An 18,945-nucleotide genomic window follows, 5' to 3' on the forward strand; every position below is an offset into this window, starting at 1 on the left:
GCAGCCTCGGCTGCTCTATAGAGTAGTTCGCCCCCTCCCGTACGAAGAAAGGGGCTGTGGCCGGATCAGCGCTTCTGCATCAGGCTGCGACGCTCATGGTCGATGATGCGCTGGCGGTAGTGCTCGATGGTCTGGGCGGTCAACACGCTGCGCTGCTCGTCCTTCAGCTCGCCGTTCAGCTCGTGGGCCAGCTTGCGCGCGGCGGCAACCATCACGTCGAAGGCCTGCTTCGGATGGCGCGGCCCCGGCAGGCCGAGGAAGAAGCTCACGGCGCGGGTGCTGAAGTTGTCGATGTCGTCCAGGTCGAAAGTGCCCGGTTTCACCGCATTGGCCATGGAGAACAGGATCTCGCCATTGCCGGCCATGCTTTCGTGGCGATGGAAGATGTCCATGTCGCCGAAGCGCAGGCCGCTCTCGAGGATGTTCTGCAACAATGCCGGCCCCTTGAAGCCGCTCTCGTCGCGGGCGATGACGTTGATGATCAGCACCTCGTCGACCGGGGCAGGTTCGGCAGCAACCGCAGGGGCTTTCTCCCGCTCTTTCTCCTTGCGGCCCTTCGACTTGCCCTTGCGCGGCTCCACCGTCTCGGCGGCATCGCTCGGGTCCGCCTCCAGGGCCAGCCCCTCGTCGAGGTCCAGATCGCCCTGGCGCGGCTCTTCCTGGCGCTTGCCGCCCTTGCGTTCCTTGGCTTCGCGGGCGCTGACGCTGGGCAGGTCCTGTTCGTCGAAGGATGGCTCGCGATGCTCGACCACGCGCGCCGGCCCCAGCAGTTCAGCCGAGTCGCCGTCGTCGTCCGGCAGATTGGCGAAACTGCGGTCGAGCTTGAACTTCAACTTGCCCTTGCCGCCCCGCATCCGCCGCCAACCGTCGAAGAGAATGCCGGCGATCACGATAAGCCCGATAACGATAAGCCATTCGCGCAGACCGATATCCATGTAATTCCGTAGCCCCTAGTGAAAATGGTGAATAAAAAATGAAAAAAGGACGTCCTGTCCCTTGAAACGTGGAGCCAACCTTGTTCTGACAGAACTTTCCCACGCGATACAAAAAGTGGCCATTAAACTAACATGCCCATGCACAAGTTTACACTGCCTGACACTCAGGCTTCAGCCAATGCGACCGCCTCTTCCACGTCAACTGCAACAAGCCGTGAACAGCCCGGCTCATGCATGGTCACGCCCATCAACTGATCGGCCATTTCCATGGCGATCTTGTTGTGGGTGATATAGATGAACTGCACCTTTTCCGACATCTCCTTCACCAATCGCGCATAACGTCCGACGTTGGCATCGTCCAATGGCGCATCGACTTCGTCGAGCATGCAGAACGGCGCCGGGTTCAACTGGAAGATGGCGAATACCAGCGCCAGCGCGGTCAGCGCCTTTTCCCCGCCGGACAACAAGTGGATGGTGCTGTTCTTCTTGCCCGGCGGACGCGCCATGATCGCCACACCGGTATCGAGTAGATCTTCGCCGGTAAGTTCCAGATATGCCGTACCGCCGCCGAATACCTTCGGGAACAATGCCTGAAGGCCAGCATTGATCTGGTCGAAGGTTTCCTTGAAACGATTGCGGGTTTCCCGGTCGATCTTGCGGATGACGTTTTCCAGCGTCTCCAGCGCTTCGGCCAGGTCGTCGTTCTGCGAGTCCAGGTAGCGCTTGCGCTCGGACTGCTGCTGGTACTCCTCGATCGCCGCCAGGTTGATCGGCCCCAGACGCTGGATGCGCGCCGCGAGACTCTCGAGACGCTCCTCCCAATCGCGTTCGCTGGCATCCAGGGGCAGGTTGGCCAGTACCGTATGCAGGTCGTAGCCGTCTTCGGCGAGCTGCTCCTGCAAGGCTTTGCGCCGCACCACCAGCCCCTGCCACTCCAGGCGCTGCTGCTCCAGCTGACCACGCAGCAGTTGCGATTGCTGCTCGGCCTGGCCGCGGCGCTTCTCCACCTCGCGCAGTTCGCGATCGGCGTCTTCCAGGGCCAGCCGCGCCTGCTTGAGTTCGTCCTCGACGGCCATCCGCCGCTCCAGCAACTCCTCGAGCTTCATGCGCAGCTCTTCCAGCGGTGCCGCCCCCTCCTCCAGATTGAGGTTGAGCTGTTCGCAACGCTCGTTGAGGCGCGCCGACTGCTGGTCGAGGCGCTCCAGGGCCTGCTGGGTGGAATTGTGCTGCGCCTTCAGCGAGCCGACCCGCACCGCCAACTGGTGCGCATGGTCCTTGTGGGTGCGGGCATCCTGGCGAATCCGGTCGAGCCGTTCGCGCAGGGCGTCACGCTCCGCCAGCAGGGTTTCCCGGCGCTCGGTGTCCAGCGCCATGCTATCCAGCGCTTCCTGCAGGGTCAGGCGCGCCTCGCTCAGTTGCTCCTGTTCCAGCGCGCGCTGCTCGGCCAGTTCCGCCACTTCTTCGTCGAGACGGCGGCGACGCAGTACCAGTTGCTCGACCTTGGCCTGCTGCGCGGACAACTGCGCCTTCAGCTCGCCGTGCCGGCGCCCCTCCTCCTGGACCTGGCGCCGCACCTGCTCGCGCGCGCCTTCCAGCTCGCGCTGCTCGTCGCGGGCCGCAGCCAGACGCTCCTCGCCTTCGGCGACACGGGTTTCCAGGGCCTCCCGCCGCTCCTGCAACGCCTCCAGTTCCTGGGCGCGGGCGAGCATGCCGCCCTGGGCCTCGTCGCTGCGCCGGACCCGCAGGAAGTGCCGGCCGACCCAGTAGCCATCGCGACTGATCAGGCTCTCGCCGTCGTCCAGGGCGCCGCGCTGGGCGAGCGCCTGTTCCAGGGTCTCCACCGGTTTCACCCGGGCCAACCAGGGACTCAGGTCGGCGTCGGCGCGGACCTTGTCCAGCAGCGAACCGGCCGCCGTCGCGGCTCCGCGAGCGGGGCTGAGCAGGCGCAACTCGCCCTTGCCGAAGCCGGCCAGGGCGAGCCCGTCGAAGCCGTCCAGCAAGACCGCCTGCAGATCCGCGCCGAGCACGGTCTCCACCGCCAGCTCCCAACCCGGCTCGACACGCAAGCCTTCGGCGAGGCGCGGACGTTGTTCCAGGCCCTGCTCGCGCAACCACTCCAAGGCGCCCTGTCCGGGATCGAGAGCGGCCTGCTGCAGGGCCTCCAGCGAAGCGATGCGCCCGTTCAGGCGCTGCAACTCGCCCTGCGCCTGGTGCTGTTCGGCGGCCAGTTGCTGCAATTCCTGGCGCAATTGTTCGAGTCGCTCGGCTTGGCCCTGCTCCTGCAATTGCAGTTCTTCCAGGGCCAGTTCGGCGATCGCCACCTGTTCGTTGAGTTCGAGGATCGCCGCGTCCTCGGGGTCGGCCGCCAACTGGCCACGCTCCTCCTGCAGGCGCCGCTCGCGATCCTGCAGGCGCTCCAGGCTCTGCTCCAGGTGCTGGATGCGCGACTGCTGCACCTCGGCCTGGCGGCGGGGTTCGGCGCTCTGCTGGTTGAAGGCATCCCACTGCTGCTGCCAGGCCTGCATGCCCTGCTCGGCCTGTTCCAGGGCGATGCCCGCTTCTTCCGCGGCGGCCGCGCTGAGTTCCTGTTCCGGTGCGAGCATGGCCATTTCCTCGGCCAGGGTCGCGAGCAAGGTACGGTCATGCCCGAGGTGCGATTCGGTTTCCTGGCGGGTCCGTTCGGCTTCGCGCAAGTCGTCCTGCAACTGGCGCTGGCGCTGCTGGCCATGCTGGATGCTCTGCTCGACCCGGGCGATGTCGCCGCCGACCGAATAGAAGCGTGCCTGCACCTGGTTGAAGCGTTCGGACAACTCGTGATGGCCGTCGCGCAGCCGTTCGATGCCGGCATCGGCACCGCGCTGCTCGGCCACCAGGGCCTCGAAGGCGATCTCCTGGTCGCCGATGACCCGCTCGCGCTGACCGACCTGCTCGTTCAGGTCGCGCCAGCGCACGGCACCCAGCTGGGCTTTGAGCTGGCGCTCCTCGGCCTTGTGCTCCTGGTATTTTTCCGCCGACTGGGCCTGCCGGTGCAGGCGTTCCAGTTGCCGCCCCAGCTCTTCGCGCAGGTCGGTGAGGCGTGCCAGGTTTTCCTGGGTCCGACGGATGCGGCTTTCGGTTTCGCGGCGGCGCTCCTTGTACTTGGAAATGCCCGCGGCTTCCTCGATGAAGTTGCGCAGGTCTTCCGGACGCGCCTCGATCAGCTTGGAGATCATGCCCTGTTCGATGATCGAGTAGCTGCGCGGCCCCAGGCCGGTGCCGAGGAAGATGTCGGTGATGTCGCGCCGCCGGCACTTGGTGCCGTTGAGGAAATAGGTGTTCTGCCCATCCCGCGAGACCCGCCGGCGAATGGATATCTCGGCGTACTGGGCGTATTCGCCCACCAGTGTGGTCTCGGCGTTGTCGAAGATCAGCTCGATGCTCGCCTGGCTCACCGGCTTGCGGGTATTCGAGCCGTTGAAGATGACATCGGTCATCGACTCGCCGCGCAGGTTCTTCGCCGAGCTTTCGCCCATCACCCAGCGCACCGCGTCGATGATGTTCGACTTGCCGCAGCCGTTCGGCCCTACCACTGCCGCCATGTTGCTGGGGAAGTTCACCGTGGTCGGATCGACGAAGGACTTGAACCCCGCCAGCTTGATGCTCTTCAGGCGCATGCGTGCGCTCCCGCCAGGGTCGCCATCAGCGTTCGGCGAGCGCGGCCAGCACCAGCTGGCAGTTGTGGCGGCCGTATTCCAGCAGGACCTCGCGGATCCTCGCCTCGTCACGGGCGATCACCGCTTGCAGGAGCTGAGCAAAACTGCCGAGGAACTGGTTCATTTCCGCCTTGCGCCGTTCCAGCGCCAGGTGGTAGGCGCGACTCACCGCCGGCAGCAGGTTTTCGACGGTCTCCTGCAGGTAGGGATTGTTCGCGAAAGGAAAGGCCGCGCGCATGATGTCGAAGCTGGCCTCGACGAAGCCGTCGATATCGCTTTGCGCCAGGTTGTTCAGCAGGCGCTGCTGGATGACCAGGAACGGTGCCAGCTCGGCTTCGCTGCGCCAGCGCCGGGCGACGCTTTCCGCCAGCAGGATGTAGAGCTGCACGATCAGCGCGTAGAGGCTTTCCACATGTTGCGGGGACAGTTCGGACACCTGGGCGCCGCGGCGCGGCAGGATGTTCACCAGGTGGCGGCGTTCGAGAATCAGCAGCGCCTCGCGGACCGAGCCGCGACTGACGTTGAGGGTCTGGGTGACCTTCTGCTCCTGGATACGTTCCCGTTCCTTGAGTTCTCCCCGGATGATGCGTTCCGCGAGGTGGTGGGCGATCTGCTCTGCCAGGCTGTCCGGGGCCTTGAACGTCATGGTGATCCTTTTATCCAGGGGCGCGTTTTCCGGGGGTATATGGATGGGAAGTGTAACACAGGGCGTTACCCCGCCGGCTTCCCGGCGAAGCGGCGGACAGAACGAAGGTTGGGATGGGGCAGGCCGGTCAAGGGAGGACAATTGTCAGACAATCTAACAAGATAAATACGAGGACTTCCCATGTTTGCCTCGCTTTCCTCTGCCTGGATGCTGCGTCTGAAAAAGTACGGCTACTGGATCTGGCTGATCGCGGTGCTCGGCATCCCGCTCAGCTACTGGTGGTCGCTCGGTAGCGACTACCCCAACGCCTGGCCCTGGCTGGTGATCAGCGTGGTGTTCGGGCTGATCCCGATCCTCGATGCCATCGTCGGCCGCGATCCGGCCAACCCCGAGGAAGCCAGCGAAGTGCCGGAGATGGAAGCACAGGGCTACTACCGCGTACTGTCCCTGGCCACCGTCCCGCTGTTGCTGGGCATGCTCGTCTGGTCCGGCTGGATCCTCGCCCACGAGACCCGCTGGGACTGGGTCGGCCAACTGGGCTGGATCCTGTCGGTGGGCACCGTGATGGGCGCCATCGGCATCACCGTCTCCCACGAACTGATCCACAAGGACCCGCAACTGGAACAGAACGCCGGCGGCCTGCTGCTGGCGGCGGTGTGCTATGCCGGCTTCAAGGTCGAACACGTGCGCGGCCACCATGTACACGTCTCGACCCCGGAAGATGCCTCGTCCTCGCGCTACGGCCAGAGCCTCTACTCGTTCCTCCCGCACGCCTACAAGCACAACTTCCTCAACGCCTGGCGCCTGGAGGCCGAGCGCCTGAAGCGCAAGGGCCTGCCGGCCCTGCACTGGCGCAACGAGCTGATCTGGTGGTACGCCATCAGCGCCCTCTTCCTGCTCGGCTTCAGCCTGGCCTTCGGCTGGCTGGGAGCGATCTTCTTCCTCGGCCAGTCGGTGATGGCCTTCACCCTGCTGGAGATCGTCAACTACGTCGAGCACTACGGCCTGCATCGGCGGCGCCTGGACAACGGCCGCTACGAACGCACCACGCCGGAACACTCGTGGAACAGCAATTTCCTCCTGACCAACCTGTTCCTTTTCCACCTGCAGCGCCATTCCGACCACCATGCCTACGCCAAGCGCCGCTACCAGGTGCTGCGCCACTACGACAGCAGCCCGCAACTGCCCAACGGCTACGCCGGGATGATCGTCCTCGCCCTGTTCCCACCGCTCTGGCGCGCGGTGATGGACCCGAAGGTGCGCGCCTACTATGCCGGCGAGGAATACCAGCTTACCGACACCCAGCGCATCTGAGCGTCCCGCCCCTGGGAAACGGCACCTTCGGGTGCCGTTTTCGTTTATGGGCAAACTGACTGACCTACAGGTCAAAAAATTATTTGACTCAAAAGTCAGTTTTTTCTAGATTCGCCTCCATAGCTCCTACCGTGGAGCCCTGTGCGGAAACCGCCCCACTCCGGCCGGTTCTCCTGCAAGGCCTAGAATTCAATAACAAGAACCCGCCTGGAGGCACGCCTTGATCAGGTTCCTGCTCAACCGGGAGATCCGCGTCGAAGAACGCCTGGACCCCAACCTCACCGTCCTCGACTACCTGCGCCGGCACCTCGGCAAGACCGGCACCAAGGAAGGCTGCGCCTCCGGCGATTGCGGCGCCTGCACCGTGGTGGTCGGCGAACTGGTCACCGGCGAGGATGGTGCCGAACGCATCCGCTATCGCAGCCTGAACTCCTGCCTGACCTTCGTTTCCGCCCTTCACGGCAAGCAATTGATCACCGTCGAGGACCTCAAGCACCAGGACCGCCTGCACGACGTGCAGCAGGCGATGGTCGACTGCCATGGCTCGCAGTGCGGGTTCTGCACGCCGGGTTTCGTCATGTCGCTGTTCGCCCTGCAGAAGAACAGCGCCGGCGCCGATCCGGCCAAGGCCCACGAGGCGCTCGCCGGCAACCTCTGCCGCTGCACCGGCTACCGGCCGATCCTCGACGCCGCCGAGCAGGCCTGCTGCCACAAGCGCGCAGACCAGTTCGACGCCCGGGAAGCCGCCACCATCGAGCAATTGCGCGCCATCGCTCCGCGCGAAACCGCCGAGCTGAACAGCGGTGACCGGCGCTGCCTGCTGCCGCTCACCGTCGCCGACCTGGCCGACCTCTACGGCGCTAATCCGCAGGCACGCCTGCTGGCCGGCGGCACCGACCTGGCGCTGGAGGTCACCCAGTTCCATCGCGAACTGCCGGTGATGATCTATGTCGGCCACATCCGCGAAATGAAACGCATCGAAGTGGGCGCCAACTGCCTGGAAATCGGCGCCGCCACCCCGCTGACCGACTGCTACCAGGCGCTGGCCGCGGACTACCCGGACTTCGGCGAGTTGCTGCAGCGTTTCGCGTCCCTGCAGATCCGCAACCAGGGCACTCTCGGCGGCAATATCGGCAACGCCTCGCCGATCGGCGACGCCCCGCCGCTGCTGATCGCCCTCGGCGCGAAGATCGTCCTGCGCCGCGGCGAACGGCGCCGCGAGCTGCCGCTGGAGGAGTACTTCCTCGACTACAAGGTCACCGCCCGCGAAGAAGGCGAGTTCATCGAGAAGATCCTGGTCCCGCGTGCCCGGCCCAGCCAGGCGTTCAAGGCCTACAAGGTCTCCAAGCGCATCGACGACGATATTTCCGCGGTCTGCGCCGCCATCAGCCTCGACCTGGAAGATGGCCGGATCGCCCGCGCCAGGGTCGCCTTCGGCGGCATGGCGGCGATTCCCAAGCGCGCCGCCGCCTGCGAAGCGGCGCTGCAAGGCGCGCGCCTGGAAGCCGCCAGCTTCGAACGCGCCGCGGCCGCCCTGGCGAACGACTTCACCCCGCTCAGCGACTTCCGCGCGAGCAAGGAATATCGCCTGCTGACCGCGCAGAACCTGCTGCGCAAATGCTTCCTGGAGCTGCACGCTCCCGCCGTCGAAACCCGGGTGACCGCCTATGTCTAACCATCGCAAGCCGCACAAGAGCCAGGAAGAGCTGGCCGACCTGTTCCGCGCCGAGCTGACCACCGGAGTCGGCCGCAGCGTCAAGCACGAAAGCGCCCCCAAGCACGTCAGCGGCGAGGCGATCTACATCGACGATCGCCTGGAGTTTCCCAACCAGTTGCACGTCTATGCGCGCCTGAGCGAGCGCGCCCACGCCCGCATCACCCGCCTCGACGTGACGCCCTGCTACCAGTTCCCCGGCGTCGCCATCGCCCTCACCGCCGCCGACGTTCCCGGCCAGCTCGACATCGGCCCGGTGGTGGCCGGCGACCCGCTGCTGGCCGATGGCAAGGTGGAGTATGTCGGACAGATGGTCCTGGCGGTCGCCGCCGACAGCCTGGAAACCGCGCGCAAGGCGGCCATGGCGGCGATCGTCGAGTACGAAGACCTGGAGCCGGTGCTCGACGTGGTCGAGGCCCTGCGCAAGCGCCATTTCGTCCTCGACAGCCACCAGCACCGCATCGGCGATTCCGCCGCCGCGCTGGCCGGCGCGCCGCATCGCCTGCAAGGCACGCTGCACATCGGCGGCCAGGAGCATTTCTACCTGGAGACGCAGATTTCCTCGGTAATGCCCAGCGAAGACGGCGGCATGATCGTCTATTGCTCGACCCAGAACCCCACCGAAGTGCAGAAGCTGGTGGCCGAGGTCCTCGGGGTTTCCTTCAACCGCATCGTCATCGACATGCGCCGCATGGGCGGCGGCTTCGGCGGCAAGGAAACCCAGGCCGCGGCGCCGGCCTGCCTGTGCGCGGTGGTCGCCTACCACACCGGGCGTCCGGCGAAGATGCGCCTGCCGCGCATGGAGGACATGCAGATCACCGGCAAGCGTCACCCGTTCTACGTCGAATACGACGTCGGCTTCGACGACGATGGCCGCCTGCACGGCATCCAGATCGACCTGGCCGGCAATTGCGGCTATTCGCCGGACCTCTCCGGCTCGATCGTCGACCGCGCCATGTTCCACTCGGACAACGCCTACTTCCTCGGCAACGCCACCATCAACGGCCACCGTTGCAAGACCAACACCGCCTCGAACACCGCCTACCGCGGTTTCGGCGGGCCCCAGGGAATGGTCGCCATCGAGGAGATCATGGACGCCGTGGCCCGCAGCCTGGGCAAGGACCCGCTGGAGGTGCGCAAGCTCAACTACTACGGCAAGAACGAGCGCAACGTCACCCATTACCACCAGACCGTCGAGCACAACCTGTTGGCGGAGATGACCGCCGAGCTGGAAGCGAGCAGCGAGTACGCCCGCCGCCGCGAGGAAATCCGTGCCTTCAATGCCGCCAGCCCGGTCCTGAAGAAAGGCCTGGCGCTGACCCCGGTGAAGTTCGGCATTTCGTTCACCGCGACCTTCCTCAACCAGGCAGGTGCGCTGATCCACATCTATACCGACGGCAGCATCCACCTGAACCATGGCGGCACCGAGATGGGCCAGGGCCTCAATACCAAGGTCGCCCAGGTGGTCGCCGAGGTCTTCCAGGTCGACGTGGAGCGCATCCAGATCACCGCCACCAATACCGACAAGGTACCCAATACCTCCCCCACCGCCGCCTCCTCGGGCACCGACCTGAACGGCAAGGCCGCGCAGAATGCCGCCGAAACCATCAAGCGGCGCCTGGTGGAGTTCGCCGCACGGCACTGGAAGGTCAGCGAGGAAGACGTCGAGTTCCGCAACAACCAGGTGCGTATCCGCGAGCTGATCCTGCCGTTCGAGGAACTGGTCCAGCAGGCCTACTTCGGCCAGGTTTCGTTGTCCAGCACCGGCTTCTACCGCACGCCGAAGATCTTCTACGACCGCGAGCAGGCCCGTGGCCGGCCCTTCTATTATTTTGCCTACGGCGCCGCCTGCTCGGAGGTGATAGTCGATACCCTCACCGGCGAATACCGCATGCTGCGCACCGACATCCTGCATGACGTCGGCGACTCGCTGAACCCGGCCATCGACATCGGCCAGGTCGAAGGCGGCTTCGTCCAGGGCATGGGCTGGCTGACCATGGAGGAACTGGTCTGGAACGCCAAGGGCAAGCTGATGACCAGCGGCCCGGCCAGCTACAAGATTCCCGCCGTCGCCGACATGCCGCTGGACCTGCGGGTGAAACTGCTGGAGAACCGCAAGAATCCGGAGCAGACCGTGTTCCATTCCAAGGCCGTGGGCGAGCCGCCGTTCATGCTCGGCATCTCGGTCTGGTGCGCGATCAAGGACGCCGTGGCCAGCCTCGCCGACTACCGCGCGCAACCCGCCATCGACGCGCCGGCGACGCCCGAGCGGGTGCTCTGGGGCGTGGAACAGATGCGCCGGCTGAAGGCCGCCCAGGCGCAAGCGGCGGACGCCGCGGTCGAACCGGCCTGAACCGCCGCGATCGGGAGGATGACGAGATGAACTGGATCAGCGCCCTGGCCGAGTTGCAGCGTAGCGGCGAACCTTGCGTCCTGGTGACCATCATCGAGGAACGCGGCTCGACCCCGCGCAACGCCGGCTCGAAGATGGTGGTCAGCGCCGAGCGGCTCTACGACACCATCGGCGGCGGCCACCTGGAATACAGGGCCCAGGCCATTGCCCGGGAAATGCTCGCCGCGCGGACCCAGGACACCCGCCTGGAGCGCTTCAGCCTGGGCGCCAGTCTCGGCCAGTGCTGCGGCGGCGCCACGGTGCTGCTGTTCGAGCCGATGGGCCAGCCGCAGGCACACATCGCCGTGTTCGGCGCGGGCCACGTCGGTCGCGCCCTGGTACCCTTGCTCGCCAGCCTGCCCTGCCGGGTGCGCTGGATCGATTCGCGGGAACACGAATTTCCCGCGCTCCTGCCCGACGGCGTGGAGAAAGTGGTGAACGACGAAGTGCTCGACGAGGTCGAGCGGATGCCGCCCGGCAGCCACTTCATCGTCATGACCCACAATCACCCGCTGGACCTGGAGCTTACCGCGGCGATCCTGGCGCGCAACGACTTCGCCTACTTCGGCCTGATCGGCTCGAAGACCAAGCGCGTCAAGTTCGAGCACCGCCTGCGCGAACGTGGCGTCGACGCCGAACGCCTGCAACGGATGCGCTGCCCGATGGGCCTGGAGCAGGTGAAAGGCAAGCTGCCGGCGGAGATCGCCATCTCCATCGCCGGCGAGGTGATCGCCACCTACAACGCCGCCTTCGGCCTGGAACGCAAGCAGGGGCCGTCGAGCGTCACCCGGCTGACCCCGGAGTCGCGCCGCGCCCACGAATCCTGAGCGGCCCCCCGCTCCCCCGCGTCCGCCGCCAGGCGGCGGACCTCCCACGAACCTTTTTTCGAGACTGCCATGACCCGCAACGCCAAAGCCTACCGCGCCGCCATCCTGCACAGCATCGCCGACCCCGCGGAGGTCGGCGTCGAACGCTCCTACGAATACTTCGAGGACGGCCTGTTGCTGGTGGAGGACGGCAAGGTCGCTCGCCTCGGTGACGCCGAAACCCTGCTCGGCGAGATCGGCGAGGTCGAGGTCTTCGAGTACCGCGACGCGCTGATCACCCCCGGCTTCATCGATACCCACATCCATTTCCCGCAGACCGGGATGATCGCCTCCTACGGCGAACAACTGCTGGACTGGCTGAACACCTATACCTTCCCCACCGAGCGCCAATTCGGCGACCAGGCCCATGCCGACCAGGTCGCCGAGATCTTCCTGCAGGAACTGCTGCGCAACGGCACCACCACCGCGCTGGTCTTCGGCAGCGTGCACCGGCAATCGGTGGAATCGCTGTTCGAGGCCGCCCGGCGCCTGGACCTGCGCCTGATCGCCGGCAAGGTGATGATGGACCGCAACGCGCCGGACTACCTGACCGACACCGCCGAGAGCAGCTACCGCGACAGCAAGGCGCTGATCGAGCGCTGGCACGGCCAGGGCCGTCTGCTCTACGCGGTGACCCCGCGCTTCGCCCCGACCAGCACCGCGGAACAGCTGGACATGGCGGCGCGGCTGCTGCGCGAGCATCCCGGCGTATACCTGCACACCCATCTGTCGGAGAACCTCAAGGAAATCGAGTGGGTGAAGGAGCTGTTCCCCGAGCGCAGCGGCTACCTGGACGTCTACGACCACCACGGCCTGCTCGGGCCGCGCTCGGTGTTCGCCCATGGCGTGCACCTGTGCGACGGCGAATGCCAGCGCCTGGCGGAGACTGGCTCGGCGGTGGCGTTCTGCCCGACCTCCAACCTGTTCCTCGGCAGCGGTCTGTTCGACCTGCCGAAGCTGGAGCGCTACAAGGTCAAGGTCGGCCTCGGCACCGATGTCGGCGCCGGCACCAGCTTCTCCCAGCTGCAGTCCCTGAACGAGGCGTACAAGGTCATGCAGTTGCAGGGCGCCCGCCTCGATCCGTTCAAGTCGCTCTACCTCGCCACCCTCGGCGGCGCCCGTGCGCTGGAGCTGGACGACCGGATCGGCAGCTTCGCCACCGGCAACGAGGCGGACTTCGTGGTCCTCGACTACCACGCCACCCCGCTGCTCTCCTACCGCCTGAGCCAGGCCGGCAGCCTGGCCGAACGGCTGTTCGCGCTGACCATCCTCGGCGACGACCGCACGGTGAAGGAAACCTTCGCCGCCGGTCGCTCGGTGCATCGCCGCGACTGACTCCCGGCGGAAACGAAAAAGCCCCGCATCGCGGGGCTTTTCAATGCTTCGGATCAGGCCGCCGAATCGCTGTCGGCCTTGGCCCGGCGTGGCTTCTTCTTGCCGCCGAGGAGGTGCGAGAACACCGCGTGCAAGTCGCCGGAAGCGTTGTCGCTCTCCAGGTTGAGCTTGCTGTCGATGTGCTCCATGTGGTGCATCATCAGGGTCACCGCGCGCTCCTTGTCGCCCTTCTCGATGGCGTCGAGGATCTCGTTGTGCTCGTCGAACGAGCAGTGCGAGCGACCGCCGCTTTCGTACTGGGCGATGATCAGCGAGGTCTGCGACACCAGGCTGCGCTGGAAACTCACCAGAGGAGCGTTGCGCGCCATCTCGGCGAGCTTCAGGTGGAACTCGCCGGACAGGCGGATGCCGGCGCCCCGGTCGCCACGGGCGAAGCTGGATTGTTCCTGCACCACCATCTCGCGCAACTCGGCCAGGCGCTCGGCGGTGGCGTTGTCGGTGGCCAGTTCGGTGATGGCGCGCTCGACGGTGCGGCGGGCGAAAAGGATCTGCCGGGCCTCGTCGATGCTCGGGCTGGCGACCACCGCACCGCGGTTCGGCCGTAACAGCACCACCTGCTCGTGGGCCAGGCGCGAGAGGGCGCGGCGAATGATGGTGCGGCTGACGCCGAATATCTCGCCGAGCGCTTCCTCGCTCAGCTTGGTGCCGGGGGCCAGGCGTTGTTCGAGGATGGCGTCGAAGATGTGGGCGTAGACGATCTCGTCCTGGGTACCGCTGCGGGCAGCCTTGCCGGTGCGCGGCGGCTTCCTGATGTGTTGCAACTGATCGGTCATCGGTCTCGAACCTTGTGCGTCCGGCTTGTGGCCTGGGCTGATCCTCGCTCACGGGCGTGGGTGAGGCACGCCGGCGGCTGATAGCGAAATAGTGTACACAAGCAGCGGCATCCGGCGCACCACCCCTTTCCGCCCCTCGTTCCGAGCGCGCGGCACCGCCCGGAAGGACGCGTGACGGAAAGCTGATAAAAATGTGGCGAAACACCCTCAAACATTCTTTGACCTTTTTGTATACAAAGGCATAATCGCTCGCACGAGTTCTTGACCCAAAGGTCAGAAAATCGTGCCCTCACATCACCTTCGAGCCGCGTCAGGGACCTGGTAACCAACCGGCCCGCAGGACCTAACAACAAGAGCGATGAGGAGTACCTGCTGTGGAAAGCACCAAACAAGAAGAACAAGGGATCTACGCTGCGACACCGCCCGCCACCGGCCTGCTCGAACGCCTGTTCAAGCTCCGCCAGCATGGTACGACGGTCAGGACCGAGCTGGCGGCCGGGCTGACCACCTTCATCACCATGGCCTACATCATCTTCGTCAATCCCAACATCATGGCCGACGCCGGCATCGACCACGGCGCGGCGTTCGTCGCCACGTGCCTGGCGGCCGCCCTCGGCTGCTTCCTGATGGGCTTGTACGCCAACTGGCCGGTGGGCCTGGCGCCGGGAATGGGGCTGAACGCCTTCTTCACCTACACCGTGGTCGGCACCATGGGCTACAGCTGGCAGATCGCCCTCGGCGCGGTGTTCATCTCCGGGGTGATGTTCATGCTGCTGACCTTCTCCCGGGTCCGCGAATGGCTGCTCAACAGCATCCCCCGCAGCCTCAGGTTCGCCATGGGTGCGGGAGTCGGCCTGTTCCTCGGCCTGATCGGCCTGAAGACCGCCGGCATCGTGGTGGCCAGCCCGGCGACCCTGATCAAGCTCGGCCACCTCACCTCGCCCGGCCCGCTGCTGGCGGCACTGTGCTTCCTGATGATCGCCGTGCTCGAGTACCGCCGGGTGTTCGGCGGCATCCTCATCAGCATCCTCAGCGTCACCCTGGTCGGCTGGGCCCTCGGCCTGGTGCAGTACGGCGGGGTGTTCTCGGCGCCGCCGAGCCTGGCGCCGACCTTCCTGGCGATGGACATCGCCGGCGCGTTCAACGTCACCATGATCAGCGTGATCCTGGCCTTCCTCTTCGTGCACATGTTCGATACCGCCGGCACTCTCATGGGCGTCGCCCAGCGCGCGCACCTGGTGAAGGAGGACGGACGTATCGAGAATCTGTCGAAGGCGATGAAGGCCGACAGCGCCTCCAGCGTGTTCGGCGGCATGCTCGGTGTCCCGCCGGTGACCAGTTACGTGGAGAGCGCCGCGGGCGTGGCCGCCGGCGGACGTACCGGGCTCACCGCGGTGGTGGTCGGCGTGCTGTTCGTCGCCGCGATGTTCTTCGCCCCGCTGGCCGGGATGATCCCCGCCTTCGCCACCGCCGGCGCGCTGATCTACGTGGCCATGCTGATGATGGGCGGAATGGCGCACATCGACTGGGACGAGCACACCGAGACCATCCCGGCGATCGTCACGGTGATCATGATGCCGCTGACCTTCTCGGTGGCCGACGGTATCGCCCTGGGCTTCATCACCTACGTCGCGATGAAGGTCCTCACCGGCAAGCACCGCGAAGTCTCGGCCAGCCTCTATGCGTTGTTCGTGATCTTCGTCGCCAAGTTCATCTTCCTCTGACCCGCCCGGATGGCGGATGGCCGCACGCGGCTATCCGCCTCGAACCTGTCGTTGCCCCGCAGGGCTCGCGACGCGCAGCTTCATCCCCCGCCCATTCGTACCCTGCGCCGCATTTCCCTTCCTGCCCACGAGTGGCGGATAACCGGCAACCCTCGGCGCACTCCCCGCGAACGAAAAAAAGCCCGCTCGATGGCGGGCCAGGGAAAAGGACTCGGAGAGTCAGTGTTTCGTGGCACGCACCTAGCTGCCGCGATAGGTCGAATAGCTGTAGGGCGAGATCAGCAGCGGCACGTGGTAGTGATCGTCGGCGGAGGCGATGCCGAAACGCAGCACCACCTGGTCGAGGAAGGCCGGCTCCGGCAATTGCACGCCGCGGGCGCGATAGTAGTCGCCGGCGTTGAACACCAGTTGATAGACCCCGGGACGGAAGTCCTCGCCTTGCAGCACCGGCTGGTCGCAGCGGCCGTCGTGGTTGGTCAGGGTGGTGGCGATCAGTTCCAGTTGCTGGCCTTCTACCCGGTACAGCTCGATCTTGATGCCATGGCCGGGGCAGCCGTGTGCGGAATCCAGTACATGCGTGGTCAAACGTCCCATGGGTTGCGGGCGCCCGCTGGCGGACACCACTCCTCCTCTTGCCTTCGTTCGATGGGGATCGCTCCGGGACCTGCCCGGCGCCGCTCGCTTGCAGCCCGCCAGGGAGCCGCTTGCGAAGCAATATAAGTTATCCTTCGATGAATTGTATACAAAAAACACCGCCACAACCGAAAATGCGGCAGCCGCCCCGAAATCGGGCATTCCTTCCACAAGCCCCACCCCGCAGGGCCTCATTCTTCGCTAACTGACCAGTCGGGCAGGTTTTTTGCTGGATGAATGGCAGGGATCGGCAAGCAGGATTGTATTTACAGACCGCAGGCAAACTTGTATACAATAAATCCATCACGGCATCCCCGGCCCGTCCGGCCCGCCGCCCCATCCACAATAAGGAACACTGCTGTGAGCGCTGACTACCCACGCGACCTGATCGGATACGGCAACAACCCTCCCCACCCTCACTGGCCCGGCGATGCGCGCATCGCCCTGTCCTTCGTGCTCAATTACGAAGAAGGTGGCGAGCGCTGCGTCCTGCATGGCGACAAGGAGTCCGAGGCGTTCCTTTCCGAGATGGTGGCTGCCCAGCCCTTGCAGGGCGTGCGCCACATGAGCATGGAATCGCTCTACGAATACGGCAGCCGCGCCGGGGTCTGGCGCCTGCTCAAGCTGTTCAAGCGACGCAACGTGCCGCTCACCGTGTTCGCCGTGGCCATGGCGGCGCAGCGCAACCCTGAGGTGATCAGGGCGATGGTCGCCGACGGCCACGAAATCTGCAGCCACGGCTACCGCTGGATCGACTACCAGTACATGGACGAGGCCCAGGAGCGCGAGCACATGCTCGAAGCCATCCGCATCCTCACCGAACTCACCGGCCAGCGCCCGGTGGGCTGGTACACCGGACGCACCGGCCCGAACACCCGGCGCCTGGTGATGGAGGAAGGCGGCTTCCTCTATGACTCCGACACCTACGACGACGACCTGCCCTACTGGGACCCGGCCAGCACCGCGGAGAAACCGCACCTGGTGATTCCCTATACCCTGGACACCAACGACATGCGCTTCACCCAGGTGCAGGGCTTCAACAATGGCGAGCAGTTCTTCCAGTACCTGAAGGACGCCTTCGACGTGCTCTACGAAGAAGGCGCGACGGCGCCGAAGATGCTCTCCATCGGCCTGCATTGCCGGTTGATCGGTCGCCCGGCGCGGATGGCCGCTTTGGAGCGCTTCATCCAGTACGCGCAGAGCCACGACAAGGTCTGGTTCGCCCGCCGCGAAGACATCGCCCGCCATTGGCACCGTGAGCATCCTTTCCAGGAGACCGAGGCATGAGCCGTTTCCAGACCCTGACCCCCGCCTCGCTGTCCCGCGAGGCCTTCGTCGAAGCCTTCGCCGACATCTACGAACACTCCCCCTGGGTCGCCGAGAAGGCCTATGACCTGGGTATCGACGACAGCCTCAACGATATCGAGGGCCTGCACCAGCGCATGGCCGACATTCTCCTGTCGGCAAGCCGCGAGGCCCAGCTGGCGCTGATCAACGCCCACCCGGACCTCGCCGGCAAGGCGGCGATCCGTGGCGAACTGACCGCCTCCAGCACCTCCGAGCAGGCCGGCGCCGGGATTCACGAATGCAGCGCCGAGGAGTTCGCCCGCTTCACCGAACTCAACGACGCCTACAAGGCCAGGTTCGGCTTCCCCTTCATCAAGGCGGTGAAGGGCAGCAACCGCCATCAGATCCTGGCGGCCTTCGAGGAACGCATCCAGCACTCCGCCGACGAGGAGTTCGCTACCGCGCTGGCCGAGATCAACAAGATCGCCCTGTTCCGCCTGCAGCAGCTCTGAGGCCTGCGGATACGAGCATGAACGCCGAACACTCGCCCTTCCGCCACTACCTCGACCTCGCCGACGCACGCCTGGGCAGCCAGGTGGTCGCCGTCAGCGACGAATGGTTCGCCCCGGCCAGCCGCATGCTGCAGGCCGGCGAACCGGTGTGGAAGGAAGGCGTATTCGACGACAGCGGCAAGTGGATGGACGGCTGGGAAACCCGCCGCAAGCGCTTCGAGGGCCATGACCAGGCGGTGATCCGCCTGGGTGTGCCGGGCGTGCTGAAGGGCGTCGACATCGACACCCGCTTCTTCACCGGCAACCATCCGCCGGCGGCTTCCCTGGATGGCTGCTTCTGCGCCGAAGGCGACCCGGACGACAGCACGTCCTGGAGCGAAGTGCTGGCGGCGGTGGGGCTGCAGGGCGATAGCCATCACTACCACCCGATAGACGACGAACGTCCCTGGACCCACCTGCGCCTGAACATCTACCCGGACGGCGGTATCGCCCGCCTGCGCCTCTATGGCGTGCCCTACCGCGACTGGAGCAACCAGCCGCCGGGAACGGCGCTCGACCTGGCCGCAGCGGTCAACGGCGGCCGGGCGCTGGCCTGCTCCGACCAGCATTTCGGACGCATGGGCAACCTGCTCAACCCCGGACGTGCCATCAACATGGGCGACGGCTGGGAAACCGGCCGCCGCCGCACGCCGGGCCACGACTGGGTGATCGTCGCCCTCGGCCATCCCGGCAGCATCGAGGCGGCGGTCGTCGATACCTTGCACTTCAAGGGCAACTATCCGGAAAGCTGCAGCATCCAGGCCGCCTTCGTGGAAGGCGGGAACGAGGCCCGGATCGAGGCGCAGAGCCTCTTCTGGCGCGAGCTGCTGCCAGCGCAGAAGCTGGAAATGCACCAGGAACACCGGTTCGAGCGGCACCTCAACGCCCTCGGCCCGATCACCCATGTACGCCTGAACATCTTTCCCGACGGCGGCGTCAGCCGCCTGCGCCTGTTCGGCAGGCCACAATTACCGTGAGACCCGGGCCCCGCGTGCGTCCGGAATACAACAAACAGAATCGACA

14 protein-coding genes are annotated in these 18,945 nt (G+C 65.7%); 9 read left to right on the plus strand and 5 right to left on the minus strand.

Features of this window, described 5'->3' with window-relative positions; genetic code table 11:
- Window positions 1–65: 65 nt before the first annotated feature.
- From zipA to AC1RB9_RS17965, 3 genes are all read right to left on the minus strand, one after another.
- The gene (gene zipA / locus AC1RB9_RS17955; RefSeq protein WP_003083352.1) at window positions 66–935 is read right to left on the minus strand and encodes a cell division protein ZipA; all 870 of its coding nucleotides are present in this window, start codon (window positions 933–935) and stop codon (window positions 66–68) included.
- Between the two features lie 164 nt (window positions 936–1,099).
- Window positions 1,100–4,588 carry a chromosome segregation protein SMC gene (gene smc, locus AC1RB9_RS17960; RefSeq protein ID WP_003083351.1) on the minus strand — a complete coding sequence of 1,163 codons (3,489 nt, stop codon included), beginning with the start codon at window positions 4,586–4,588 and terminating at the stop codon, window positions 1,100–1,102.
- A gap of 25 nt (window positions 4,589–4,613) precedes the next feature.
- On the minus strand, window positions 4,614–5,273 hold the full coding sequence (locus AC1RB9_RS17965) for a GntR family transcriptional regulator (RefSeq protein WP_003083350.1): 660 nt from the start codon (window positions 5,271–5,273) through the stop codon (window positions 4,614–4,616).
- Window positions 5,274–5,453: 180 nt separating this feature from the next.
- On the opposite strand from AC1RB9_RS17965, the gene alkB2 reads away from it, so the two are divergent.
- The 5 genes from alkB2 (at window position 5,454) to guaD (ending at window position 12,894) form a co-directional block, all read left to right on the plus strand.
- Window positions 5,454–6,587: an alkane 1-monooxygenase AlkB2 gene (alkB2, locus tag AC1RB9_RS17970; RefSeq protein WP_003083349.1), complete on the plus strand. Its 1,134-nt coding sequence runs from the start codon at window positions 5,454–5,456 to the stop codon at window positions 6,585–6,587.
- Between the two features lie 220 nt (window positions 6,588–6,807).
- Window positions 6,808–8,262 carry a xanthine dehydrogenase small subunit gene (gene xdhA / locus AC1RB9_RS17975; protein WP_003083347.1) on the plus strand — a complete coding sequence of 485 codons (1,455 nt, stop codon included), beginning with the start codon at window positions 6,808–6,810 and terminating at the stop codon, window positions 8,260–8,262.
- Window positions 8,255–10,654 carry a xanthine dehydrogenase molybdopterin binding subunit gene (xdhB, locus tag AC1RB9_RS17980; protein WP_003122919.1) on the plus strand — a complete coding sequence of 800 codons (2,400 nt, stop codon included), beginning with the start codon at window positions 8,255–8,257 and terminating at the stop codon, window positions 10,652–10,654. The genes xdhA and xdhB overlap by 8 nt, the downstream gene beginning before the upstream one ends.
- Window positions 10,655–10,680: 26 nt before the next feature.
- A complete protein-coding gene (gene xdhC, locus AC1RB9_RS17985) occupies window positions 10,681–11,520 on the plus strand; it encodes a xanthine dehydrogenase accessory protein XdhC (protein WP_003083344.1) in 840 nt (279 codons plus the stop codon).
- Between the two features lie 69 nt (window positions 11,521–11,589).
- On the plus strand, window positions 11,590–12,894 hold the full coding sequence (gene guaD, locus AC1RB9_RS17990) for a guanine deaminase (RefSeq protein ID WP_003083342.1): 1,305 nt from the start codon (window positions 11,590–11,592) through the stop codon (window positions 12,892–12,894).
- A 53-nt stretch (window positions 12,895–12,947) separates the two neighbouring features.
- Here the strand turns inward: guaD and AC1RB9_RS17995 are convergent, their stop codons facing one another.
- Window positions 12,948–13,727, minus strand: coding sequence for a GntR family transcriptional regulator (locus AC1RB9_RS17995; protein ID WP_003083340.1), 780 nt, complete (start codon window positions 13,725–13,727; stop codon window positions 12,948–12,950).
- A gap of 374 nt (window positions 13,728–14,101) precedes the next feature.
- Here AC1RB9_RS17995 and AC1RB9_RS18000 point away from each other — a divergent pair, with 374 nt between their 5' ends.
- Window positions 14,102–15,451 carry an NCS2 family permease gene (locus tag AC1RB9_RS18000; protein ID WP_003087209.1) on the plus strand — a complete coding sequence of 450 codons (1,350 nt, stop codon included), beginning with the start codon at window positions 14,102–14,104 and terminating at the stop codon, window positions 15,449–15,451.
- Window positions 15,452–15,691: 240 nt separating this feature from the next.
- Here the strand turns inward: AC1RB9_RS18000 and uraH are convergent, their stop codons facing one another.
- Complete coding sequence (gene uraH / locus AC1RB9_RS18005; protein WP_003087207.1) at window positions 15,692–16,072, minus strand: hydroxyisourate hydrolase; 381 nt, start codon at window positions 16,070–16,072, stop codon at window positions 15,692–15,694.
- A gap of 372 nt (window positions 16,073–16,444) precedes the next feature.
- Between uraH and puuE the strand changes: the two genes are divergently transcribed.
- Genes puuE through alc form a run of 3 tightly spaced genes read left to right on the plus strand, consistent with a single transcriptional unit; the run spans window position 16,445 to window position 18,899 of the window.
- The gene (gene puuE / locus AC1RB9_RS18010; protein ID WP_003083336.1) at window positions 16,445–17,371 is read left to right on the plus strand and encodes an allantoinase PuuE; all 927 of its coding nucleotides are present in this window, start codon (window positions 16,445–16,447) and stop codon (window positions 17,369–17,371) included.
- Window positions 17,368–17,883, plus strand: coding sequence for a 2-oxo-4-hydroxy-4-carboxy-5-ureidoimidazoline decarboxylase (gene uraD / locus AC1RB9_RS18015; RefSeq protein WP_003087205.1), 516 nt, complete (start codon window positions 17,368–17,370; stop codon window positions 17,881–17,883). Before puuE ends, uraD begins: the two co-directional genes overlap by 4 nt.
- A gap of 17 nt (window positions 17,884–17,900) precedes the next feature.
- Complete coding sequence (gene alc / locus AC1RB9_RS18020; protein WP_003114681.1) at window positions 17,901–18,899, plus strand: allantoicase; 999 nt, start codon at window positions 17,901–17,903, stop codon at window positions 18,897–18,899.
- The last annotated feature ends 46 nt before the right edge of the window (window positions 18,900–18,945 follow it).

This window comes from Pseudomonas sp. 20-5 (genome assembly GCF_056782835.1).